Source organism: Mycobacterium sp. IDUB_39 (assembly GCF_055419205.1).
Map to the genome: position 1 here is coordinate 300777 of NZ_JBVAXF010000007.1, position 23092 is coordinate 323868.

Here is a 23092-nt window from a genome sequence, read left to right on the forward strand (position 1 = left end):
AACGGTAGGGCGAGTTCGGAGTACATCTGCGCAGGCGCGCCGAAGGGTTTTCGAGCATTTTCGCCTCGGACGCGTGTAAGGCGTCACCTGACCGTCGGCAGGTCCGGGCTGGAGACGTCGTAGGTCTGACCCGGCTGAGTCAGGAGCGCGCCGAGTTTGAGCGCCTTCTCCTCCGTGCGATCCGTGGTGCCCCAGATGACCTGTCGGCCATCGAACAGCGTCAGCGTTATCGACGCGACCGACGGAGCGGCGACGCGGCTCACCTGTCCGGCCACCTCCGGCCGCAGTGCGAGCAGGACCTCCAGCGCCGCCCTCGTCGGTGGATCGCTGGGTCCGGGATTGTCGGCATCGAGATAAGCCAGGCCGAGCGGCGGTGTCGCCGTGGCGAAGTCGACACCGTCCCGGTCGAACAGATGCGGACCGTCGGGATAGTCCTTGACCACGACGGGGACGCGTTCGACGACGGTGATGCGCAATGTGGACGGGTACTCGCGCTGCACCCTGGCGCTGGCCACCCGCCGGATCGTCGCGACCCGTTCGGCGACCGCATCCGTATCGATCTGCAGCAGCGGTGTGTCGGGCGCGACGGCGGCGGCCTGCTCGACCTCCTCCTGAGTGATCGTGACCAGACCGGTGATCACCGTGGACCGCGCCGCCATGATCGGCGTGAAGTACAGCAGCAGACCAAGGCTAACCGCCAGCACGCTGATCAATGCGGACCACAGCAGCGCCTTCAAACCCCGGATCAGGCCGCGGGCAGGGCGTTTCGGCTCCGCGACGGTGCGGCCGTCGACCTTGCGCTTGGCCTCCCGCCGGGCGTCCTCGATGGCCGTCGCCCGCGCCTGAGCGGCACGCCGCTCCTCCCGCTCCCGTCGTGCCCGTCGACGCGGGCCCTCGTGGTCCGGCTCCGGTTCGGGTTCCTCGGCTACACCGCCGGGGTCAGCGGCGGGATCGTCAGGCGTGTCAGCGGCGGGTTCCGGGGCCTCGGCAGTGTCGTCCGGATCCGGTTCGGCGTCAGTCGATTCCGGTACCTCTGATTCCACGACATCGTCTGATTCCAGTGGGCCGTCTGATTCCAGTACGCCGTCGGCCTCCGCGGGATCCTGGGGCTCGGTCATGGATTCCGAGCCCGTGCGTCGAGCGCCACCAGGATCTCCTGTCCGAGCAGCGTCACGTCACCGGCGCCCATCGTCACGACGACGTCACCGGGTCGGGCCGCGGCCGCGACGCGAGCGGCGACCGCGGAGAAGTCGGGCACGTAGTGCGTGTTCACCGTGGTGTGCTCGGCGACACTCGCACCGCTCACGCCTGCCAGGGGCTGCTCTCGCGCGGCGTACACATCGAGAACGAAGACCTCGTCGGCCAGATCGAGCGCGTGGCCGAACTCGCGGGCGAAGGTCTGTGTCCGCGAGTACAGGTGTGGCTGGAACACGACGAGGGAACGCCCGTCGCCCGCGACGGCCCGCACCGCCTCCAGCGTCGCGCGCACCTCGGTGGGGTGATGCGCGTAGTCGTCGAAGACCCGCACACCCGCGGCGGTGCCCACCGCCTCGAATCGGCGGCGGACCCCCTCGAAACCGGCGAGTCCGTCGAGAACGGCCGCAACGTCGGCACCCGCTTCACGGGAAGCCAACAGTGCGGCCAATGCGTTGAGCGCCATGTGTCTGCCGGGTACCGCCAACCGCATACCGCGGGGGCCGGAATCGCCTGCGAGTTTGATCTCCGCGACGCCACCGGTGCCCTGCTGGGTCCAAGTCACCAGCTTCGCTTCGAGATTCGGGTCGTCGCCCTTGTCACTACCGCCCCTGTCACTGCCGTAGGCCAGCACTCGTACGCCCAGTTCGCGGGACCGCGCGGCCAGCGCTGCGCCGCCAGCGTCGTCGGTGCACACCACCAGCGACCCGCCGGGCCGCAGCCGCGCGACGAACTGGTCGAACACCGCGTTGTAGGCCTCGACGCTTCCAAAGTGGTCCAGGTGGTCTGCGTCGACATTGGTCACGACGGCGACGTCGGGGGTGTACTCGAGCAGTGAGCCGTCACTCTCGTCGGCCTCGGCCACGAAACAGTCGCCGCTGCCGTGGTGAGCGTTGGTGCCTGCCTCCCCGAGATCACCACCGACGGCGAACGACGGGTCGAAACCGCTGTGCTGCAACGCGACAATGACCATGGACGTCGTCGTGGTCTTGCCGTGAGTGCCGGTCACCATGACCGTGGTGTAGCCGTCCATCAGGCTGGCGAGCACTGCGGGCCGCAGCACGACCGGGATGCCCCTGCGGTGCGCCTCAACGAGTTCGGGGTTTGTCTTGGGGATGGCGGCGTGCGTGCTGACGACGGTGGTCGGCCCACCCGGCAGCATGTCGAGCGACGAGGCGTCGTGGCCGACGCGGATCAACGCTCCCCGAGCGCGCAACGCAACCAGCCCGCGCGACTCCTTGGCGTCGGATCCCGACACCTGACCGCCGCGGTCCAAGAGGATGCGCGCAATGCCCGACATGCCCGCACCCCCGATGCCGATCATGTGCACACGCTGCAACTCCGCGGGCAGGTCACGGGCGCTCATCGGATCCGACTCCGACGCTCGCCGACCACGGCCAGTGCCACCTCGGCCACTCGCCGGGCCGCATCGGGATGGCCGGCCGACACCGCCGCTGACGTCATCTCAGACAACCTCTGATCATCGGACAACAGACCTCCCACGGTCTCGGCGATGAGTGACGGTGTCAGGTCGGCATCGTCGACCAGCACCCCACCCCCTGCATTGACCACGGGTAACGCGTTCAGGCGCTGCTCGCCATTGCCGATCGGCAGCGGCACGTAGATCGCCGGAAGGCCGACGGCGCTGACCTCTGCCACCGTCATGGCGCCGGACCGGCAGACCGCCAGGTCGGCGGCCGCGTAGGCCAGATCCATCCGGGACAGGTAGGGCACCGCGACGTATGGCGGATCACCGGGCCGCGGTTCGGGAAGGTCAAGGACGTTCTTCGGCCCATGCGCGTGCAGCACCGAGATCCCGGCTGCGGCAAGGGCATCGGCGGCACCGGAGACGGCGCGGTTGATCGACTGCGCACCCTGGGACCCACCGAACACGAACAGCACCCTGGCATCTGCGTCGAAGCCGAAGTGCGCGCGGGCCTGCGCCCGCAGCGCGGCGCGGTCCAGATCCGTGATGGCCTGACGGACCGGCACCCCCACCACTTCGACGCGTCGCAGGCCAGGGTCGGGTACCGCCGACAGGACGCGGTGCGCCGAGCGTGCGCCCACCCGGTTGGCCCACCCGGCGGCGGCGTTGGCCTCGTGCACGACCACCGGAATGGACCGCCGTCGCAGCAGACCGCCGCGGGCGGCCAGGTAAGCCGGCAGCGCCACGTACCCACCGAACCCGATCACGACGTCGGCTTGCACGTCGTCGAGGACGTCACGGGTCTGGCGCACCGATGATCGCACCCGCAACGGCAGGCGCAGCAGTTCACCGGTCAGCTTGCGAGGCAGCGGCACGGGCGGAATCAATCGCAGGTCGTAGCCACGTTCGGGCACCAGTCTGGTCTCCAGACCGCGCTCGGTGCCCAGAGCCGTTATTCGGATACCGGGATGCAGTGCTACCAGGGCATCGGCGACTGCCATCGCCGGCTCCACGTGTCCCGCGGTGCCTCCACCGGCAAGGACCACGGAAATCGCGGGGTCGTTCACCCGTAACGCTGGCCTTCCAGTGAGCGAGCCCGCCGGCCCTGTTGGCTCTGTTGGCTCTGACGGCCTCCATGATGCCCTGCGCCCCCAACCCGCCGGTCGGCCGCATGGCCGGTACGCCTGCGCTCGTCGCGCCCCGGCTGCGGCTTGCGCGCCGGATCCGCCTTGGCTCGAGCCCTGCCCGGAGACTTGGGTGCCGCCGCCCTCTTGCTGTTCTTGGCGGTCTTCGCCGTCTTGGCGGTCTTTGCGGTCTTGGCGTCGGCGGTGTTCTTCGGTCGCGAGCGCAGCCGGTCCTTGGCGGCCTCCAACCGGGTCGGCACGTAGGGCTCGGGCAGCGGCAGACGCAACAGCCGGTTCATCCGGTCGTCGCGGCCAGAGCGAAGCGCCGCCACGGCCTCGGGTTCGTGTCGCGCCGCGTTGGTGATGATGCCCATCATCAGGAGCGTTGTCGCCGTTGATGTTCCACCAGCTGAGATCAGTGGCAGCTGCAGTCCGGTAACGGGTAGTAGGCCAACCACGTAGCCGACGTTGATGAACACCTGGCCGAGGATCCACAAGGTGGTGGTCGCGGTCAGCAGGCGCAGGAACGGATCGGCCGAACGTCGTGCGATGCGCATACCGGTGTAGGTGAACACGCCGAACAACAACAGCAGACCCATCGCACCGACGAACCCCAGTTCCTCGCCGATGATCGCGAAGATGAAGTCGTTGTGCGCGTTCGGCAGGTAGTTCCACTTGGCGGTGCCCTGACCAAGGCCATCGCCGAAGATCCCGCCGTTGGCCAGTGCGTACCGCGCCTGGCGGGCCTGATAACCCGCCCCCTGTGAGTCGGCGCCCGGGTTCAGCCACGACTGCACGCGAGTCGAACGGTAGCCCGCCGACATCGCCAGCACCGCGGCCGACACCATGACCGCCACCAGCGAGCTGACAAAGACCCGCAACGGCAGACCTGCGAACCAGAGCAGGCCGAGCAGGATGATGCCCAGCGACACCGTCTGGCCGAGGTCGGGCTGCATCACGATGAGAAACAGCGCGATGACCGCGGCGGGAACCAGTGGGAAGAGCATCTCCTTCGGTGATGCGCGTTCCATGCGGCGCGAGGCCAGCAAATGTGCTCCCCATATCGCGAAGGCGATCTTCGCCAGCTCCGATGGCTGCATCGAGAGCCCACCGAAAACGAACCAGCCGCGGGAGCCGTTGGCAATCTTGCCGATTCCGGGGATGAGCACCAGGACGAGCAGCACGATCGTCAGGGCGAAGCCGGGAAATGCGAGGCGCCGCATGAGGCTGACCGGCATGCGGAGCGCGATGTAGAACGCGACCAGCCCGACGAGCGTCCACAGCACCTGTTTGCCGAAGACGGCCCATGGGCTGCCGTCAAAGTCGTAGGAGTACACGCCAGATGCCGACAGCACCATGGTCAGGCCGAGTGTGGTGAGCAATGCGGCCACGGCGATGATCAGGTGGAATGACGTCATCGGGCGGCTCAGCCAGGCGCCGACGCGGGTACGCGGGACGACGGGCGCGGTGGCAGGGGCGGCGCCATCGGCGGCGGGTTCGGGTTGCCGGACGAACGGCATGCGCAGTCGTAACCGGGACAGCAATGCGGGCATCGTCACCTACCCGGCCACGTCAATCACATGAGTCACAAAAACATCACAAGACTCAGCTGTCCCCTGCACCCCAAAATCCTCCCCCGTCACACGCAGGATCGGCCGGACATCCGGCGCGTGTCGCCCAAAGTGAAGGTCTCGTTCAGGGCACGGCGAGACCAGGTCACGCTCCGACGGTGGATATCCACTCGCTGTAGAAGAGAGCGACGCCCAATCCACAGGCGATCGCTGTCAGCAACCAGAATCTGATGATGACCGTGGTCTCGGCCCACCCGACCAACTCGAAGTGGTGGTGGAACGGAGCCATTCGGAACACGCGGCGACCGGTGGTCCGGAACGCCAGGATCTGCACTACGACTGAGGTGACCTCGGCGACGAACAACGCGCCAAGCACGATCGCCAACGTCTCGGTCCGGCTGGTCACCGACAACCCGGCGATGATGCCGCCAAGTGCCAGCGATCCGGTGTCCCCCATGAAGATCTTGGCCGGCGCGGCGTTCCACCACAGGAAGCCGATACAGGCACCCGCGGTCGCGGCGGCGACCAGCGCGAGATCGAGTGGGTCGCGCACGTTGTAGCAGCCCAGCCCCGGACTCGTCGCACACGCGTTGCGGAACTGCCAGAACGTGATGAGCACGTAGGCCGCGGTGACCATGGCCATCGCGCCCGCGGCAAGACCGTCGAGACCGTCAGTGAAGTTCACCGCGTTGGACCACGCACTGACCAGCACCACGACGAACAGCACGAACACCGCCGGGGCCAGCGTCACCGTGGCGATCTCGCGGACGTAGGACAGTTCGGGGCTGCCCGGAGTCAAACCGTCGGCGTTGCGGAATTGAAGTGCCAGCACGCCGAACAGCACCGCCGCCACCAGTTGACCGACGGTCTTGGCGGTCTTGTTCAGCCCGAGGTTGCGGGACCGGCGGATCTTGATCAGGTCGTCGATGAAACCGACGGCGCCCAGAGCGGTCGCCAGCCCCAGCACCAGCAGACCCGATGCCGACGGCCCCTTACCGTCGAGGGCGAGTCCGACCAGGTGGGTGCCGAGGTAGCCGGCCCAGATGCCCGCCAGGATCGCGACGCCACCCATCGAGGGCGTGCCACGCTTCTTCTGGTGGCTCGGCGGCCCGTCCTCGCGGATCTCGTGCCCGAATCCCTGTCGGGTGAACACCCGGATCAGTGCCGGTGTCAGGAGTATCGACACCGCCAGCGCGATGCCGACGGCGATGAGTATCTGTCTCATGCCGTGTCGATCCCCCGGTCGCTGCGCTCCTGCCCGCCGGTGTCGATCCCCCGGTCGTCAGCGAGCGCCTCCGCAAGAGCCGACAGTCCCGCGGAGTTGGATGCCTTCACCAGCACCACGTCGTCATCGTGCAGCTCGGCCCGCAACAGGGCCAGCGCCGCGTCCGCGTCGGGCACCATCATGGACTCACTGCCCCACGATCCCTCCATGACAGCTCCGTGATGCATCGCGCTCATCGACCTCCCAGTTCCAACCACGACGAGTCGTGACACATCTAAACGCACCGCCAGTCGACCGATGTTGTCATGCTCGATGATCGCGTCGTCGCCGAGTTCGGCCATCTCGCCCAGAACCGCCCAGCTTCTGCGCGGCGCCCCGTCCGGTCCCCCGGACTTCGCCATCCACGCCAGCGCCTTCAGGCCAGCCCGCATCGAGTCGGGGTTGGCGTTGTAGGCGTCGTTGACGATCGTCACACCGTCGGCCCTCGTACTGACCTGCATGCGGTGCCGCGACACCGGACCCGCACCCGCCAGCGACGTGGCCACCTGCTCGAGGCTCGCGCCGCACTCGAGGGCGACGGCAGCGGCACACAACGCGTTTGAGACCTGATGGTCACCGTGCACGGCGAGTTCGACGGCCACCGCGCCCGACGCGGTGTGCATCGTGAACCGCGGCCGCGCGAGTTCGTCGAGCATGACGTCCTGCGCCCAGACATCGGCCCGCTGGGCGCCGTCGCGTGCCACCCGCACCACACGTGCCGCCGTCTTATCCGCCATCGCCGCCACCGCGGCGTCATCGGCATTGAGGATCACCACACCAGAGGCCGGGACGGCCTGCGGCAACTCGGCCTTCGTCGCGGCGATGACCTCGCGGGAGCCGAACTCACCGAGATGAGCCGTGCCGACGTTGAGCACCACCGCGATCGCAGGCGGTGCGATGGCGGCCAGCGCCGCGATATTGCCCGGGTGGCGAGCCGACATCTCGAGGATGAGGTAGTCGGTGTCTGTGGTGGCGCGGAGCACCGTCCACGGGTGGCCCAGTTCGTTGTTGAAGGATCCCGGCGGGGCGATCACTTCGCCCAGCGGGTCCAGTACGGCCGCCAGCAGATCCTTGGTGGACGTCTTACCCGATGACCCGGTCACGCCGACGATCGTGAGACCGCCTGCCACTAGCTCGGCTGCGACGGCAGCCGCCAGCCTCGCCAGCGCCGCGAGTACGGCGGCCCCGGAGCCATCGGTGTCGTACTCCAACACTCCCGCGGCCGAACCCGATGCCGCCGGTGCGGGCTTCACGACGATGGCGGGTACTCCGACGGGCCGCGCAGCCAGCACCGCGACGGCGCCCGCGGCCACCGCGCCTGCAGCGAAGTCGTGGCCGTCCGATCTCGCGCCCGGCAGCGCCAGGAACAGTCCGCCGGCGCTCACTGCGCGAGAGTCGAACTCGACGGTCCCCGTCACCCGTGTGAGGGCGGCCTCCTGCGGCGAGATGTCGGACAGCTCGCCGCCCACGATCTCGGCGATACGGGCCAGGGTCAGGTCGATCACGCTTTGTCCCTTCGTGTCTCGAGGGCGAGCGCGAGTTCCTCACGGTCGTCAAACGGCCGGGTCTGCCCACCCGCGGTCTGGCCGGCCTCGTGTCCCTTGCCCGCCACCAGCACGACATCGCCGTCACGGGCCCAGCGCACCGCGTGCTCGATCGCCGAGCGCCGATCTCCCACCTCGACCACCTCCGCAGACGTATCGGCTGCGCGCGCCGCGGCCACGATGGACGCACGGATCTCGGCGGGATCCTCATCGCGTGGGTTGTCGTCGGTCACCACGACGAGGTCGGCCAGTTCGGCCGCGACCCTGCCCATGGGTTCGCGCTTGCCCTGATCTCGGTTGCCGCCCGCGCCGAAGACCACAGCCACCCGGCCGTCAGTCTCGCGACGCAACGTCTCGAGCACGGCGTTCAACGCTCCTGGCTTGTGCGCGTAGTCGACGACGGCCAGGAATCCCTGTCCCCTGTCGACGGGTTCGAGGCGACCCGGGACCCGCGCCGTCCGCAGTCCCGGTGCGGCCTGATCCGGGGACACGCCGACGGCGTCGAGCATCGCCGCGGCCAGTAGGCAGTTCGCCACGTTGTAGCGGCCCGGCAGTGCGACACGCAGCGGATGGCGCGCGCCCGCGGGGTCGCGGGCCACGAAGTCCTGGCCGGCCTGGCCTGCCGCGCGCACATCCTGCGCCTGCCAGCCGTCACCCAGACCCTCGATGCTCACCGTCACCGGGTCGTGCGCCCTCGCCGCGATGCTCTGACCCGCATCGTCATCGATGCACACCACCGAGATGTCGGCGTGTGTCGCGGACTCGGGTTCGAAGAGACGCGCCTTGGCGTCCAGGTAGTCGGCCATCGTCGGATGGAAATCCAGGTGATCGCGGGACAGATTAGTGAAGCCGCCGACGGCGAAGTGCACGGCGTCCACCCTGCCCAGGGTCAGCGCGTGGCTCGACACCTCCATCACAACGGTGTCGACGCCCCGCTCAGCCATGACAGCGAGCAGCGCCTGAAGGTCGGGCGCCTCGGGTGTGGTCAGCGAGCTGGGCTCGTCGCGTCCGTCGATTCGGATGCCGACCGTCCCGATCAGCCCGGCCACCCGCCCGGCGGCCCGAAGCCCGGCCTCCACCAGATAGGTGGTGGTGGTCTTGCCGGATGTGCCGGTCACGCCGATGACGCGTACATGGTCCGAGGGGTTCCCGTAGACGGTGCTCGCCAACTCTCCGAGCACCGCACGCGGCGTCGGATGCACCAGAACCGCGACCCCCAGATCGGCACCCAGCAGCGCGGCGCCGTCTGGATCGGTCAGCACGGCCAACGCCCCCTGTGCGACGGCGTCGGCAGCGAAGGCGGCGCCATGCGAGGACGACCCTGGCAGCGCGGCGAACAGATCGCCGGGCATCGCATCCTGGCTGCGCAGCGTGGCACCGGTGACCGTGACACCCGCGGTGACCGCCCCAAATGCGGGTGTGGCGGCGATATGTTCCGCGAGGTGCGCGAGATCGGCACCGACCGGGTGCGAGGGACGCAGCTTCATGGCGTTGACACAGTACCGGCCCGACGACGTCGGCCGTCCATGCTCAGCCCTGGAGGACCAGCGGGGGTCCGGGATCGGGCGACAGCGGCACGTTCTCCCGCTGCAGCAGCCATGCGGCGATGTTGTGGAACAACGGCGCCGCCGTCGTACCCGGCTGTCCGTCGGCCGTGCGATGCGGGTTGTCCATCATCACGCCGACCACATACCTCGGGTCATCGGCAGGCACCATACCGGCGAACGTGATCCAGTAGACGTCCTGGAAATAGCAGCCGCAGCCCGGGTCGATCTGCTGGGCCGTTCCGGTCTTGCCCGCGATCTGATACCCCTCGACGGCGGCCTGCCAGCCGGTGCCCTGCTGTTCACCACGCGGATCGCGCTGGATCGTGGCCCGCAGCATGTGCCGCACCGTGCGCGCCGTCTCGGGTGAGACCACCCGCACTCCCTCGGGCCGCGGCTCGTCGGAGCGGCTACCGTCGTCAGCGATGATGGACTTGATGATGCGCGGGGGCACGCGGACACCGTCGTTGGCGATCGCCTGGTACATGCCGGTCATCTGCAGCAGCGTCATCGAGAGCCCCTGTCCGATGGGCAGGTTGGCGAACGAACTGCCCGACCACTGATCGATCGGCGGCACCAGACCCGCGCTCTCACCGGGCAGGCCCACGCCGGTGCGCTGTCCGAGCCCGAACTTGTCGAGCATCTCGGCATACCGCTGCTCACCGACACGCTGCGCGAGCATGAGCGTTCCGACGTTGGAGGACTTTCCGAACACTCCCGTGGTGGTGTACGGCATCACGCCGTGCACCCAGGCGTCTTTCACGGTGACGCCACCCATGTCGATCGAGCCGGGTACCGACAGCATCTCGTCGGGGTTGGTCAGCCCGAACTCGATCGCCGACGCGGCGGTGATGATCTTGTTCACCGAGCCCGGTTCGAACGGTGAGGACACCGAGAGATTGCCGAGTTCGCGGTCCTCCTGCCTACCGATGTCCTGGCTGGGGTCGAACGTGTTGTCGTTCGACATGGCAAGGACCTCACCAGTTTTCGAGTCGAGCACCACAGCCGACACGTTCTTCGCCCCGGACAGGCTCTTGGCCTGCGCGACCTGTTGCTGGACGTAGAACTGGATATCGTCGTCGATGGTCAGCTGGACCGTCGACCCGTCGACGGCGTCATGCCGGTTGCGGTAGCTGCCCGGGATCACGACACCGTCGGAGCCACGGTCGTAGGTGACCGAACCATCGGTGCCCGCGAGCTTGGCGTCGAGTGAGTCCTCAAGACCCAGCAGGCCGTGGCCATCCCAGTCAATGCCGCCGACGATATTGGCGGCCAGCGACCCACCCGGGTACTGGCGGATGTCCTGACGCTCGGAGCCGACCTCGGGGTACTTGGTGGTGATCGCATCAGTGATCGACGGATCCACGGAGCGCGCCAGGTAGACGAACGAGTCCTTGCCGGTGAGCTTCTTGAGCAGAGTCTTGGTGTCGGGCTTGTTGTTCAGCAGACCCGAGACTCCTGCCGCGATGGCGGCGAGGCGCTTGGCCGGTTCGGGCGCAGCGGGATCGGCGGTGTGCGCGTCGGCCAGCTGCTTCTGGATCTTGGCCGGCTGGAAGGTGAGTGCCCGGGCCTCAATGGTGAATGCCAACTTGTCATTATTGCGGTCGACGATGCTGCCGCGCACCGCCGGGTTGATGTCAGTCACCTTGAGCTGACCGGCAGCCTCGGCGCGCAGCCCGGCGGCCTTTGGCACCTGCAGATTGAAGAGTTGCGCACCCGCGATCAACAGCAGCAGTGCGATGACCGCGTTCCCCACCCGATGCCGGAAGACGAACGACGCGCTGCGCAGGCCGCCCTCAGCGGCCGGCTCCCTGGTGCGCCGAGCACGAGCCGAATGCGGTTGACCGGCAGTGGACTTCGCCGGTTGGGGGGTGCGGCGGATCCGACTCATTCAGGTACACCGGGAGCGGGTGGGGCGACCAAGACGGGCTGCTCGCTGGACGGGCCGGGCAGCGTGGGCGTCAGCGGCGAGGCGATGTGCCCCGCCTCAGGCGCCAACGGCGCAGCCAGCGGGGCGACGTCGGTGGCCGGCATCTCGGCACCGGGAACCGCGGGACCGGGGAGCGTGGGCACACCGTGTTCCGGCACGGCGGGCGCGGGTGGTGCGGCCGGCACGTCAGGCGCGGCGGGCGGCGCGGCCGCGAGTGGCGCGCCTGGCGCGGCCGGTGCGGCCGGTGCGGCCGGGACTCCGGCCATGTCCGGTGCCGCGAGAACCCCTCCGGGCACGGGCACCTCGGGATTCGGCTGGGCCGGTCGACCCGGGAGGCGTACCACCTGCTCACGCGGCTCGACCACGCGCGGCCCGGGAGCCGCAGGCGGCGCCGGTGGGGCCGCCTCGGGCAGTGGGGAGTTCAGCGGCGGCGGCGAGACGCCCTCGGCGGGTTTGGGCGTGCCGACGACGACCCATGCTCCCGCCGGGTCCTGCACCAGGTGGGCGGTGTCCCGCGAGGGGATCATTCCGAGCTGGCGCGCGGACTCCGCCAGGGCAGGTGCCGCCTGGGCTTCGAGCACATCGCGCTCGAGAGCTTCCTTCTGCTGCAGCAGAGCCTGATTCGTCTGGCGGGCATGGCCGAGTTGGTAGGAGCGCTCAGCTGCGTCGGTGGACAGCCACAGCGTGACCGCCAGTCCGATGCCAAGCGCACCGATCACCAGGACCACGAACGGCACCCTGCTGACGAGTTCGCGGGGGTTCAGCTCGATGGTCGAGAGTTTGACCAGAATCCGTTCCCGAAGCCGAACCCGCAGTGGCGGCCGAACGACCTTGGGCGCCTTGGCCTTGCGTGCCTTGGAGCGAGCCTTGGCCTGGGCCGCGTTCTTCGGCCTGCCCGGCGCCTCGTTGGGCCGTGGGATCGGACTGGTCGCCGGAGCGCTGCCCTTGGCCCGCTGTGGACGCTGCTCGCGCGTGGACCGGCGCCCGCGCGGCGCAGCCTCACCCGAGCGCCGCGAAGTCGGGTTGTCCCGCCCCGGTCGTTTCCGCTCGCCGCTGCGGCGTACGGGTTCTGTCCGTTTGGCCATCACGAGCCCTCCCTACTGATGACTTTCTCGAGTGCCCGCAGCCGAACCGATGCGCTACGCGGGTTGAATTCGATCTCCGTGGCGTCGGCCTTCTCCGCACCACGGGTCAGCGCCGTGAAATGCGGTTCGTAGCCGGGTAGTTCGACTGGCAACCCCGATGGGCTGCGAGATGCTGTGGCCGCGCTGAACAAGCCCTTGACGATCTTGTCCTCGAGCGACTGGTATGCCATCACGACGATCCGGCCACCGGCCGGGAGCGCGTCGAGCGCCGCGGGCAGCGCATCGCGAAGCGAGTCCAGTTCACCGTTGACCGCCGTGCGCAGCGCCTGGAACGTTCGCTTACCCGGGTGCCCACCGGTGCGTCGAGCGGGTATCGGGATGGCGGCGTAGAGCACCTCGACGAGTTCACCGGTGGTGGTGAACGGCTGCCGAGCCCGACGCCTACCGATCTCGGCGGCGATCTTGGAGGCGAAGCGTTCCTCGCCGAACTCCCGCAGGATCCGCGCGATCTCCTTCTCACTGAAGGTGTTCACGATATCGGCGGCAGTCAGCGGTCCGTCCGGATCCATCCGCATGTCCAGCGGGGCGTCGTGGGAGTAGGAGAAGCCACGTTGGGTCTGGTCGAGTTGCATCGACGACACACCGAGGTCGAAGAGCACGCCGTCCACCGTCGGTTCGGCGCGGTCCGCCCAGTAGCCGTCGTAGGCGGTGCGGACGAAACGGACGCGGTCGCCGAAGGGGGCCAGGCGCTTGGCGGCGATCGCCAGCGCAGTGGGGTCACGGTCGAGGCCGACCAGTCGCAGACCGGGAAGGTCGGCGAGGAATCGTTCGGAGTGCCCACCGGCTCCCAGGGTGGCGTCGACGAGAACCGCGCCGGTGCCGTCGGCGCTGTGCCGGGTGAGCGCGGGCGTCAGCAGTTCGACGCAGCGGTCGAGCATGACGGGTACGTGCGGCGCTTCGCGTGGTGTGTCGTCGCGGGGTGTGTCGGAGCGCGGTGTGTTGGAGCGCTCGTCGTTGTCGGGGTTGTCATCGGACATCGCGAACCTCCTCGCCTCAGTCATCCGCAGGAGAAGCGATGCCCCTACATCGAGGTCCCTGCCCGAGGTCGCGAACCTGGCGTCGGGGAAGTACGCCAGGGTCGGTTCGGGCAGAGGCCACGATGCACGGGCACCGTGCAGGCCGGCTTCCGGATCAAATGATGTCGCGCAGAGTTTCATCGCTGGCCGCGGAGAAGTTCTCTTCGTGGGCAGCCTGGTATTCCTGCCAGGCCTGCGCGTCCCAGATCTCCAGATACGTGATCGAACCGGTGACCACGCATTCCTTGGTCAGGTCCGCGTACCGCCGGTGGTCGGCCGTCAGCGTGATCCGGCCCTGCGCATCCGGATGCTGCTCGTCGGTGGCCGCGGCCAGGTTGCGCAGGTAGGCCCGGGCCTCCGGATTGCTCCGCGACGCCTGCGTGAGCCGTTCCGCGAGCGCTTCGAACTCGGCACGCGGATAGACGGCGAGGCTGTGATCTTGGCTCTTGGTGACCATCAACCCCCCTGCCAGTGCGTCGCGGAACTTGGCGGGCAGCGTGAGCCGCCCCTTGTCGTCGAGCTTTGGCGTGTAGGTGCCGAGAAACATCCCGCCACCTCCCACCACCTCAGAACCCCGGTCGTTCCGATGTCCGCCACTTTACCCCACAATCCCCCACTTTGTGCCACACGATGGCAAAAGTTCCCCCACTTCCCCCACCTTCTGCCACGCCTGCCCATCTCGGAGCGTTCGCGGGCCCGCGTCGTTCCAGCGGCAGTTCCCAAAGTCGCAGCTAGGCGCCCTTTAGGTATGAGGTGGGGCGTGGTGGGGCGTCATCACCCCCGCCCGCCCGGCGCCGGCCGAAATCGGCGTGTCGTGACCCGCGGCAAGGCAAAGCCCCACGGCCCCCCACCAGGGGCACGCCAGATGGGCATGAAAAAGGGGCGGCCCCTATGGGGCCACCCCTGTGTCGACTACCGAGCGTCTACTCGTCGAACCGGCGGCGGAACCTGTCCTCCATGCGGCTGGTGAATGAGCCGCTGCCGCCCTTGGCCTTCCGTGCGCGCTGCGCACCACCCTCGGGCGCTTGCGCATCGCGACCACCCACCACGCGCGGACCCGTGATCGCGAAGACCACACCGCCGAACATGATGATGAAGCCGACGACCGAGAGCGCCGGCAGGCTTGAGATCCAGGTGGCCTTGACGGCGATGCCCGCGACGAGCATCGCCAGACCGATCACGAACAGCACTCCGCCCTGCAGGCGGCGACGGGCTGAGGGGGCGCGGAGATTTCCACCGCGGACACTCGAGGCGAATTTTGGGTCCTCGGCGTAGAGAGCGCTCTCGATCTGGTCGAGCATGCGCTGCTCATGATCGGAGAGTGGCATCCGTGCCTCCCATGCTGCCGCGGCCGTGGCGACCGTCCAAAGTCGTCTAGCGTTGTCTGCGCCCACAGTCGCGGGCACTCAACAATCATGATACGAGGTCAATCTCGGGCGTACCACCTTGTTCGATGGTCGATTGTAGGGCCTTGGTCACTGCGACCCGGGTACCGCGTCACCCGCCGAACCCCGAGCCCGATAATGGCGTGAATCAGTGGGCATCATTCCCAGACCGCGAAGGGCATCAAAGGTTGGCGACGTACGTGATCGATCTGTCGCCCGGCGACATGCAACGGCGCCTGGGCGAGGCCCTCGCCGTCTACGTCGACGCGATGCGCTACCCGAGGGGAACCGAGGAGCAACGCGCGTCGATGTGGCTCGAGCACACCCGCCGCGACGGTTGGAAAGCCGTGGCCGTCGTCGATGCGCCGCCCGACACCCAGGACCCCGACCGACTCGCGGATGCGCCCCTACTCGGGGTGGCCTACGGCTACTGCGGCGCCCCCGATCAGTGGTGGCAGCAGCAGGTCGTCGCGGGTCTGCAGCGCGGTGGCGCCGATGAGGCACACATCGCCGACCTGATGACCAGCTACTTCGAGCTCACCGAGCTGCACATCCACACCCGGGGCCAGGGTCACGGGCTGGGCGAGGCTCTTGCTCGGCGCCTGCTCGCCGGTCGGGCCGAGTCACACGTCCTGCTGTCGACCCCGGAGATCAACGGCGAGTCCAACCGGGCCTGGCGGCTCTACCGCAGGCTCGGGTTCACCGACGTAATCCGCGGCTACCACTTCGCAGGCGATCCCCGGCCGTTCGCCATCCTCGGCCGTCGTCTTCCCCTATGAGCGCGCTCTGAACTGTTGGGTCTGGCACGATGACCGGGTGCCCGACCGACCGCGCCGCACCCCAGGCCGCACCCGCAGCCGTCGCCGGAGCCAACGATTGTTGGCCCTGCTTCTACTCCTCGTGATCGTTCCGGCCGCCGCCGGCTGCGTCCGGGTGCGGGCCACGATCACCGTCTCCCCCGACGACCGGGTGTCTGGACAGATCATCGCGGCAGCCATCCCGCGTGACGGTGACGACAAGGGACCCCAGCTCCTCAACAGCCTGCCCTTCAGCAATAAGGTGTCCGTCTCCCCGTACAAGCGCGACGACTACGTCGGCTCACAGGCCGTGTTCTCCGACCTGACGTTCGCCGAACTCCCCCAGCTCGCGGGCATGAATCGCGACGCGGCGGGCGTGGACATCTCACTGCGACGCGCCGGCGACCTGGTCATCCTGGAGGGCCGCGCCGACCTGACGTCGCTGAGCGACCCCGAAGCCGACGTCACACTCAGTGTCGCGTTCCCCGGCGAGGTGACCTCGACCAACGGCGACCAGGTGTCCGGGGACGTTGTGGAGTGGAAACTGCGACCGGGTGTCGTCAGCACCATGAACGCCCAGGCCCGCTACACCGACCCCAGCGCGCGCTCGTTCACCGGCGCCGCGATTTGGCTCACCGTCGGTGCGTTCGTGGTGGCCGGCATCATCGGCTACATCGCGTGGTTGAGCCGCGACCGCCGACCGGTGCTGGCGAACCCCCACGACCCGGCACGCTGATGCCGCAAGCTCTAGTCTGATGTCACTCCGGGGTAATGAAAGGGGCGTCCGCTGAGCGTGGATGCAGCCGCACCGTCGACCGCCCAACTGGTGGCGGCCGTCACCGACCAACTGCGGGACTATCTCCGCTGTCGCCGACGCGACGCCGCCTACATCGGCGAGGACTTCGCTGAGCTGACGGCGGCTCTCGACGAATTCGTCCTGCGCGGCGGTAAGCGACTGCGGCCCGCGTTCGCCTACTGGGGCTGGCGCGCGGTGGCCGAACCCGACGCGGATGTGGCCGGCACCGACTTAATGCTGCTGTTCTCAGCGCTGGAACTCCTGCACGCCTGCGCGCTCGCCCACGACGATCTGATCGACGCGTCCGCCACACGACGTGGCCTCGCCACCGTGCACCACCTGTTCGCCGACCTGCACCGCGACCGCGACTGGCACGGATCACCACAACAGTTCGGCATGTCGGCGGCCATCCTGCTCGGCGACCTGTCGCTGGTGTGGGCCGATGACATCGTGGCGACGGTCGACCTGGCCCCCGATGCCTACCGTCGTGTCCGCCGCGTCTGGGCCGACATCCGGACCGAGGTCCTCGGCGGCCAATACCTCGACATCGCCGCGGAGGCCGGTCGCGCCGAGTCGGTGGCCTCGGCGTTGAACGTCAACACCTTCAAGACGGCCTCCTACACGATCTCGCGGCCACTGCAGTTCGGCGCGGCCGCCGCGGCGGACCGACCCGACGTCCAGGAGATCTTCCACGAGGTGGGCACCGATCTCGGCGTCGCGTTCCAGCTCCGCGACGACGTCCTCGGGGTGTTCGGCGACCCGGTGGTGACCGGCAAGCCCTCTGGCGACGATCTGCGTTCGGGCAAGCGCACCGTATTGCTCGCCGAGGCGCTCGAGCGGGCCGACCGCTCGGACCCAGTTGCCGCCAAACTCCTGCGCACGTCTATCGGCACCGAGCTGTCCGATGGCGAGGTCGGAGAACTGTGCTCGGCAATCGAGTCCGTCGGCGCACTGGCGGCGGTCGAGGAGCGCATCGCCGAACTCACTCACCGCGGGCTCGACATCCTGGCCGCCGCGCCGATCGATGATCGCGCCAAGGTCGGTCTCGCCGAGCTCGCCAGATTGGCGTCGAACCGGACCGCTTGACATCAATGCCTACCACGACATCGACACATGATCCGAAATCTGGCCTTGGGGCTGGCATTTCGCGGCTAATCGCGTTCACCGCGTCGCCAGAGGCCCGACCCGCGCTGATGGGATTTCTGGGCGCCTGCCTGATAACCCTCGGCGGCCTCGGTGCAGGCAGCACTCAACTCCACGATCCGCTGCTCGAGTCGCTACACGTGTCCTGGCTGCGGTTCGGCCACGGGCTGGTGGTGTCGTCGATACTGCTCTGGACCGGTGTCGCGGTAATGCTGGCGTCATGGCTGTGGCTGGGGCGACGGGTCGTCGACCGCACCGCGTCCGAGTACACGATGGTCGCCACGACGGGGTTCTGGCTCGCGCCACTGCTGCTGAGCGTGCCGGTGTTCAGCCGCGACACGTACTCCTATCTGGCGCAGGGTGCGCTGCTGCGAGATGGCTTCGACCCCTACATCGTCGGGCCGATCGAGAACCCGAATTCCCTGCTCGACGATGTCAGCCCGATCTGGACGACGACGACGGCACCGTACGGTCCGGCGTTCATCCTGGTCGCGAAGTTCGTCACGATGATGGTCGGCGACCACGTCATCGCCGGGACCATGCTGCTGCGCCTGTGCATGCTGCCCGGACTGGCGCTGCTGATCTGGGCGGCCCCCCGCGTGGCTCGCCACATCGGCGCCAACGGCGCTGCGGCACTGTGGATCTGCGTGCTGAACCCCCTTGTGATCATCCATCTGATGGGTGGTGTGCACAACGAGATGCTGATGGTGGGCCTGATGATGGCCGCCATCGCGCTGACGCTGCGCAACCATCCGGGCTGGGGGGTGAGCCTCATCGCGATAGCCGTCGCGGTCAAGGCCACCGCGGGTATCGCGCTGCCGTTCATGGTTTGGATGTGGGTGCACCGACTCCGGGCCAACCGGAACCTCGGGCCGATCCGCGCGTTCGCCACCGCGACCGCGGCGTCTGCGGCGATATTCGTGGTGGTGTTCGCCGTGGTCTCCTGGCTGGCGGGTGTGGGACTGGGCTGGCTCACGGCCCTGGCGGGTTCGGTGAAGATCATCAACTGGCTGACCCTGCCCACCGCTGCGGCCAACCTGGTCAACGCCGTCGGCGGGTTGTTCCTGCCGGTGAACTTCTACGCCGTGCTCGAGGTCACCCGCATCATCGGCATCGCGGTCATCGCCATCACGCTTCCGCTGCTCTGGTGGCGGTTCCGCCACGACGACCGCGAGGCGCTGACCGGCATCGCGCTGGCCATGCTGGTTGTGGTGCTGTTCGTTCCCGCGGCCCTGCCCTGGTACTACACCTGGCCGTTGGCGGTGTTGTCCGTGCTGATGCAGAACCGCGCCGGGATCGCCGTCATCGCCGGCTTCTCGACGTGGATCATGGTGATCTTCAAACCCGATGGCTCACACGGCATGTACTCCTGGCTGCACGTGCTGTTGGCCACCGCATGCGCCGCCGGGGCGTGGTACTACCTGGCCAAGGCGCCGGAGCCGACGAGCATCGAACCCGACCCGCTGACCGCTGACCGCTGACCGTCAGTAGGTCAGTACGCCATCGCCTGTGCCCGGCGCAGCACCTCACGGGCCTGATGGGAGTGCAGTGCGTCGACGGGCCTGGCATTGGACTGCGCCTCAGTCGTACCGTCGCGGCTGATCGTCAGCGAGGAGTCGGGCGTGAACAGCCAACGCACAATCTCGGTCTCCTCGAAACCACCGTCGTGCAGCACGACCAGCAGTCCGGGAAGGCTCTTGGCGATGCGCCCCGAATCGTCGAAGAACGCCGTAGGCACCACCGCATTGCCAGCTCGACGCACCGCCAACAGGTGACGCTCACGCAGGTATTGATGAACCCTGGTGATGGGGACTCGTAGGAGGGACGCGACAGTGGGAAGGTCGTATACGGCCTCGTCGGGGTCGAGTACGTCTTCGGCGGCCGGAATGATGCTCACCGTGCCGAGTCTAGGATGTGGATGCGTGGAGAGCAGCCAACGTCACGACCCACTCATCGGTGTCGTCTTGGACGGGCGCTACCGAGTCGACACCCCCATCGCCACCGGAGGCATGTCCACCGTCTACCGCGGGCTGGACATGCGACTGGACCGACCCGTGGCACTGAAGGTGATGGATTCGCGGTACGCGAGCGATCAGCAGTTCCTGACTCGGTTTCAGCGGGAGGCACGCGCGGTCGCCCGGTTGAAGGATCACGGTGTTGTCGCCGTCTACGACCAGGGCTTTGACGGCAGACATCCTTTCCTTGTCATGGAACTCGTCGAGGGCGGAACCCTGCGGGAGTTGTTGCGCGAGCGTGGTCCGATGCCGCCGCATGCCGTGGCGGCCGTGCTCGCCCCGGTGTTGAGTGGGCTGGCGGTGGCGCACCGCGCCGGCCTGGTGCACCGTGACGTGAAACCCGAGAACGTCCTCATCTCCGATGACGGTGAGGTCAAGATCGCCGATTTCGGTCTGGTGCGCGCCGTCGCTGAGGCGAAGATCACGTCGACCAGCGTCATCCTGGGCACCGCGGCCTACCTGTCACCCGAACAGGTGAGCAGTGGTGACGCAGGCCCGCGCAGCGACGTGTACGCCGTCGGAATCCTGGCCTATGAACTGCTCACCGGCCAGACCCCGTTCACCGGTGACAACGCCCTGGCCGTCGCCTATCAGCGGATGGACCACGACGTGCCGCCGCCCAGCGCCGCCATCGCTGGCGTACCAACACAATTCGACGATCTGGTGGGTTGCGCAACGGCACGCGACCCCGCCGACCGGTTCGCCGACGCCGAGGACATGGGCGCCGAACTCGCCGATATCGTCGACGAACTCGGACTACCCGACTTCCGCGTGCCCGCGCCGACCAACTCGGCACAGCACGCGGCGGCCACGGCGCACATCGGCCCGGTCGACCCCGAGCGGACCACCGAGCACAGCGGCAGACCAGCCCGCCAGCACACCCGGGAGTTGACCCGCGGCCCCGACGACTGGCAACCGGCCGAGCCGACGACGGATGTCGCCATCCAATCCCGCTCGGCGCCAGGACGATTCGCCGGAATCGAGATCGACGAGTTCGAGTGGGCCAGGCAACGCAACAAGCGCGCCCAGTTGTTCTGGGTAGTCGCCATACTCACGTTGACCGGGCTGATCGCCGCGGGTGCGTGGACACTCGGCAGCAACCTTTCCGGACTGTTGTAGCTACCGAACATGCGGCCGGGCCGAACATTTACATCACCCCCAACGGTGTCGTCCTCGGACTGCTGTCGATGTTTGCACTGTGCAAGGTTCCAGAATCAATCGTGATGATCGCGCCTAAGGCAACCGATCCGGGTCGATAATCAACACGGCGGCGAGCGGTCTGACTGATCGAGGAGCCGCGCCGTGCGACTCCCCGGACCGGCCACGCCCCTCGCGGCCGGAATATCCGATGCGATGAACGGGGTGCGAAATGTCAATACAGGAAAACAAAGACGTCATCCAGCGAGGCTATGAAGCCTTCTCCAGCGGTGATCTGGAATCGGTGATGAGCCTGTTCGACGACGACATCGAATGGGTGCAACCGGGCGAGAGCGCGATCAGCGGCACCTTCCACGGCAAGGCCGAAGTCATCGAGCACCTCGGGCGAATGGCCGAGAAGGCGCTGACGGTGAAGCTCAACCGCCTTATCGCCGAGGGCGATACGGTCGTCGCGCTCACCGAGGTCACAGCGGGAGGCGAGACCGGCCAGGACGCCGACATATTCACCATCCGCGACGGCAAGACCACCCACGTTCTAGTGCACGGTGACACGGCGCTGGTTGAGCGCGTATACGGAAAGAAGCAGCTCGCGTCTGGCTAACAAACGACGAATACAAGCTAGTCGCGCAGCATCTCCGCGACCAGGAACGCCAGCTCCAGTGACTGCTGGGTGTTGAGCCGGGGATCGCACGCCGTCTCGTAGCGACCGGCCAGATCCGAGTCCGAGATGTCCTGCGCGCCACCGAGACACTCGGTGACGTTCTCGCCGGTGATCTCGACGTGGATGCCGCCGGGATGGGTGCCCAGCGCCCGGTGCACCTCGAAGAAGCCCTGGACCTCGTCGACGATGCGGTCGAAGTGGCGCGTCTTGTACCCGGTGGACGACTCATGGGTGTTGCCGTGCATCGGGTCGCACTGCCAGATCACCTGATGACCAGACGCCTGCACCTTCTCGATGATCGCGGGCAGCACATCGCGCACCTTGCCGTTGCCCATCCGGCTGACGAATGTCAGACGGCCCGCCTCGTTGCGCGGGTCGAGCCGCTCGACGTACTCGACGGCCATCTCGGGTGTGGTGGTCGGACCGATCTTCACGCCGATCGGGTTGGCAATCACCTCGGCGAACGCAATGTGGGCGCCGTCCAGCTGACGGGTGCGCTCACCGATCCAGACGTAGTGCGCCGAGAGGTCGTACAGCTTCGGGCCACCCTCCGCGTCAGCGTCCATCCGCAGCATCGCGCGCTCGTAATCCAGCACCAGCGCCTCGTGGCTGGCGTAGATCTCGGCGGTCTGCAGGTTGCGGTCATTGACACCGCAGGCGGTCATGAACCGCAGCCCGCGGTCGATCTCGCCGGCCAACGCCTCATAGCGCGCCCCCGCGGGCGAAGTCCGCACGAACTCCCGGTTCCAGTCGTGCACCTGGTGCAGCGAGGCCAGGCCCGACGATGTCAGCGCCCGCACCAGGTTCATCGCGGCACTCGCGTTCGCGTAGGCCCGAACCAGACGGGACGCGTCGTGTTCGCGCACCGACGCATCCGGCGCGAAACCGTTGATCATGTCGCCGCGGTAGGACCGCAGGCCCAGCGCATCGATGTCCGATGAGCGCGGCTTCGCGTACTGCCCGGCGATGCGAGCCACCTTGACCACGGGCATGCTCGCGCCGTAGGTGAGCACGACTGCCATCTGCAACAGCGTGCGGATGTTGGCCCGGATGTGCGGCTCGGTGTTATCGACGAAGGTCTCGGCGCAGTCGCCGCCCTGCAGCAGGAAGGCCTCACCCCGCGCGACGTCGGCCAGATGGGCCTTGAGCCTCTCGATCTCCGACGGCACGGTGACCGGCGGGACACTCTCGAGAACGGTCCGCATCGCCTTCGCCTGGTCCGCGGGCCAGCTCGGCTGCTGCAGAGCGGGCTTGGCCAACGCAGCATCGAGCCGATGGCGCAGGTCCTCGGGCAGCGGCGGCAAATCCGGGAGCTGGTCGATGGGTACGTCGACGGTCCAATTCACCCGTCTATGGTAACCGCGCCCCCGAGCGCAAGT

The 23092-nt window shown here is 67.9% G+C and carries 20 protein-coding genes; 6 read left to right on the forward strand and 14 right to left on the reverse strand.

The genetic code is table 11. From position 1 onward, the window contains the following. Window positions 1-83 precede the first annotated feature (83 nt). The 12 genes from ACZY0X_RS25845 to ACZY0X_RS25900 all read right to left on the reverse strand — a co-directional run bounded on the left by ACZY0X_RS25845 (window position 84) and on the right by ACZY0X_RS25900 (window position 15086). Window positions 84-1118 carry a cell division protein FtsQ/DivIB gene (locus tag ACZY0X_RS25845; RefSeq protein ID WP_463774460.1) on the reverse strand — a complete coding sequence of 345 codons (1035 nt, stop codon included), beginning with the start codon at window positions 1116-1118 and terminating at the stop codon, window positions 84-86. Further along, window positions 1115-2560, reverse strand: a complete 1446-nt coding sequence (gene murC, locus ACZY0X_RS25850) for a UDP-N-acetylmuramate--L-alanine ligase (protein WP_463774461.1) — start codon at window positions 2558-2560, stop codon at window positions 1115-1117. The genes ACZY0X_RS25845 and murC overlap by 4 nt, the downstream gene beginning before the upstream one ends. Then, on the reverse strand, window positions 2557-3687 hold the full coding sequence (gene murG / locus ACZY0X_RS25855; RefSeq protein WP_463774462.1) for an undecaprenyldiphospho-muramoylpentapeptide beta-N-acetylglucosaminyltransferase: 1131 nt from the start codon (window positions 3685-3687) through the stop codon (window positions 2557-2559). The genes murC and murG overlap by 4 nt, the downstream gene beginning before the upstream one ends. After that, window positions 3684-5297, reverse strand: coding sequence for a putative lipid II flippase FtsW (ftsW, locus tag ACZY0X_RS25860; RefSeq protein WP_463774464.1), 1614 nt, complete (start codon window positions 5295-5297; stop codon window positions 3684-3686). Before ftsW ends, murG begins: the two co-directional genes overlap by 4 nt. Before the next feature lie 163 nt (window positions 5298-5460). Continuing rightward, on the reverse strand, window positions 5461-6540 hold the full coding sequence (gene mraY / locus ACZY0X_RS25865) for a phospho-N-acetylmuramoyl-pentapeptide-transferase (protein ID WP_241404751.1): 1080 nt from the start codon (window positions 6538-6540) through the stop codon (window positions 5461-5463). After that, the gene (locus ACZY0X_RS25870; RefSeq protein ID WP_463774465.1) at window positions 6537-8084 is read right to left on the reverse strand and encodes a UDP-N-acetylmuramoyl-tripeptide--D-alanyl-D-alanine ligase; all 1548 of its coding nucleotides are present in this window, start codon (window positions 8082-8084) and stop codon (window positions 6537-6539) included. Before ACZY0X_RS25870 ends, mraY begins: the two co-directional genes overlap by 4 nt. Continuing rightward, complete coding sequence (locus ACZY0X_RS25875) at window positions 8081-9610, reverse strand: UDP-N-acetylmuramoyl-L-alanyl-D-glutamate--2,6-diaminopimelate ligase (RefSeq protein ID WP_463774467.1); 1530 nt, start codon at window positions 9608-9610, stop codon at window positions 8081-8083. Before ACZY0X_RS25875 ends, ACZY0X_RS25870 begins: the two co-directional genes overlap by 4 nt. Window positions 9611-9653: 43 nt before the next feature. Beyond that, window positions 9654-11558, reverse strand: a complete 1905-nt coding sequence (locus tag ACZY0X_RS25880) for a peptidoglycan D,D-transpeptidase FtsI family protein (RefSeq protein ID WP_463774468.1) — start codon at window positions 11556-11558, stop codon at window positions 9654-9656. Beyond that, a complete protein-coding gene (gene ftsL, locus ACZY0X_RS25885) occupies window positions 11555-12682 on the reverse strand; it encodes a cell division protein FtsL (protein ID WP_463774469.1) in 1128 nt (375 codons plus the stop codon). Before ftsL ends, ACZY0X_RS25880 begins: the two co-directional genes overlap by 4 nt. Next, window positions 12682-13899, reverse strand: a complete 1218-nt coding sequence (rsmH, locus tag ACZY0X_RS25890) for a 16S rRNA (cytosine(1402)-N(4))-methyltransferase RsmH (RefSeq protein WP_463774471.1) — start codon at window positions 13897-13899, stop codon at window positions 12682-12684. The genes ftsL and rsmH overlap by 1 nt, the downstream gene beginning before the upstream one ends. Further along, window positions 13874-14305, reverse strand: coding sequence for a division/cell wall cluster transcriptional repressor MraZ (mraZ, locus tag ACZY0X_RS25895; protein WP_241404745.1), 432 nt, complete (start codon window positions 14303-14305; stop codon window positions 13874-13876). Before mraZ ends, rsmH begins: the two co-directional genes overlap by 26 nt. Before the next feature lie 376 nt (window positions 14306-14681). Beyond that, window positions 14682-15086 (reverse strand): DUF3040 domain-containing protein, encoded by a 405-nt coding sequence (locus ACZY0X_RS25900; RefSeq protein WP_463774472.1) that lies wholly within the window; start codon window positions 15084-15086, stop codon window positions 14682-14684. A gap of 245 nt (window positions 15087-15331) precedes the next feature. Between ACZY0X_RS25900 and ACZY0X_RS25905 the strand changes: the two genes are divergently transcribed. Genes ACZY0X_RS25905 through ACZY0X_RS25920 form a run of 4 tightly spaced genes read left to right on the forward strand, consistent with a single transcriptional unit; the run spans window position 15332 to window position 19360 of the window. After that, window positions 15332-15922: a GNAT family N-acetyltransferase gene (locus tag ACZY0X_RS25905; protein WP_463774473.1), complete on the forward strand. Its 591-nt coding sequence runs from the start codon at window positions 15332-15334 to the stop codon at window positions 15920-15922. A 37-nt stretch (window positions 15923-15959) separates the two neighbouring features. Beyond that, window positions 15960-16676 (forward strand): LppM family (lipo)protein, encoded by a 717-nt coding sequence (locus tag ACZY0X_RS25910; protein ID WP_463774474.1) that lies wholly within the window; start codon window positions 15960-15962, stop codon window positions 16674-16676. Window positions 16677-16733: 57 nt separating this feature from the next. Further along, a complete protein-coding gene (gene idsA2 / locus ACZY0X_RS25915) occupies window positions 16734-17822 on the forward strand; it encodes a bifunctional (2E,6E)-farnesyl/geranyl diphosphate synthase (protein WP_463774475.1) in 1089 nt (362 codons plus the stop codon). Between the two features lie 5 nt (window positions 17823-17827). Beyond that, entirely contained in the window at window positions 17828-19360 is a 1533-nt protein-coding gene (locus ACZY0X_RS25920; protein ID WP_463774477.1) for an alpha-(1->6)-mannopyranosyltransferase A, read from the forward strand. Window positions 19361-19371: 11 nt separating this feature from the next. On the opposite strand, the gene ACZY0X_RS25925 is transcribed toward ACZY0X_RS25920, so the two are convergent. Next, on the reverse strand, window positions 19372-19776 hold the full coding sequence (locus tag ACZY0X_RS25925; RefSeq protein ID WP_463774478.1) for an Rv2175c family DNA-binding protein: 405 nt from the start codon (window positions 19774-19776) through the stop codon (window positions 19372-19374). Between ACZY0X_RS25925 and ACZY0X_RS25930 the strand changes: the two genes are divergently transcribed. Further along, window positions 19769-21013: a protein kinase domain-containing protein gene (locus ACZY0X_RS25930; RefSeq protein ID WP_463774600.1), complete on the forward strand. Its 1245-nt coding sequence runs from the start codon at window positions 19769-19771 to the stop codon at window positions 21011-21013. The two genes, ACZY0X_RS25925 and ACZY0X_RS25930, sit on opposite strands and share 8 nt — an antisense overlap. 250 nt (window positions 21014-21263) lie before the next feature. Then, on the forward strand, window positions 21264-21653 hold the full coding sequence (locus ACZY0X_RS25935; protein ID WP_463774479.1) for a nuclear transport factor 2 family protein: 390 nt from the start codon (window positions 21264-21266) through the stop codon (window positions 21651-21653). A 17-nt stretch (window positions 21654-21670) separates the two neighbouring features. On the opposite strand, the gene ACZY0X_RS25940 is transcribed toward ACZY0X_RS25935, so the two are convergent. Next, on the reverse strand, window positions 21671-23059 hold the full coding sequence (locus ACZY0X_RS25940) for a class II 3-deoxy-7-phosphoheptulonate synthase (RefSeq protein ID WP_463774481.1): 1389 nt from the start codon (window positions 23057-23059) through the stop codon (window positions 21671-21673). Window positions 23060-23092 lie beyond the last annotated feature (33 nt).

What these genes read in the sequence shown, in the direction of transcription:
- ACZY0X_RS25845 (WP_463774460.1), bottom strand. Translation starts at nt 1,118, where the DNA reads ATGACCGAGCCCCAGGATCCCGCGGAGGCCGACGGCGTACTGGAATCA.
- murC (WP_463774461.1), bottom strand. Translation starts at nt 2,560, where the DNA reads ATGAGCGCCCGTGACCTGCCCGCGGAGTTGCAGCGTGTGCACATGATC.
- ftsW (WP_463774464.1), bottom strand. Translation starts at nt 5,297, where the DNA reads ATGCCCGCATTGCTGTCCCGGTTACGACTGCGCATGCCGTTCGTCCGG.
- mraY (WP_241404751.1), bottom strand. Translation starts at nt 6,540, where the DNA reads ATGAGACAGATACTCATCGCCGTCGGCATCGCGCTGGCGGTGTCGATA.
- ACZY0X_RS25875 (WP_463774467.1), bottom strand. Translation starts at nt 9,610, where the DNA reads ATGAAGCTGCGTCCCTCGCACCCGGTCGGTGCCGATCTCGCGCACCTC.
- ACZY0X_RS25880 (WP_463774468.1), bottom strand. Translation starts at nt 11,558, where the DNA reads ATGAGTCGGATCCGCCGCACCCCCCAACCGGCGAAGTCCACTGCCGGT.
- ftsL (WP_463774469.1), bottom strand. Translation starts at nt 12,682, where the DNA reads ATGGCCAAACGGACAGAACCCGTACGCCGCAGCGGCGAGCGGAAACGA.
- rsmH (WP_463774471.1), bottom strand. Translation starts at nt 13,899, where the DNA reads ATGAAACTCTGCGCGACATCATTTGATCCGGAAGCCGGCCTGCACGGT.
- mraZ (WP_241404745.1), bottom strand. Translation starts at nt 14,305, where the DNA reads ATGTTTCTCGGCACCTACACGCCAAAGCTCGACGACAAGGGGCGGCTC.
- ACZY0X_RS25900 (WP_463774472.1), bottom strand. Translation starts at nt 15,086, where the DNA reads ATGCCACTCTCCGATCATGAGCAGCGCATGCTCGACCAGATCGAGAGC.
- ACZY0X_RS25920 (WP_463774477.1), top strand. Translation starts at nt 17,828, where the DNA reads ATGCCTACCACGACATCGACACATGATCCGAAATCTGGCCTTGGGGCT.
- ACZY0X_RS25930 (WP_463774600.1), top strand. Translation starts at nt 19,769, where the DNA reads ATGCTCACCGTGCCGAGTCTAGGATGTGGATGCGTGGAGAGCAGCCAA.
- ACZY0X_RS25935 (WP_463774479.1), top strand. Translation starts at nt 21,264, where the DNA reads ATGTCAATACAGGAAAACAAAGACGTCATCCAGCGAGGCTATGAAGCC.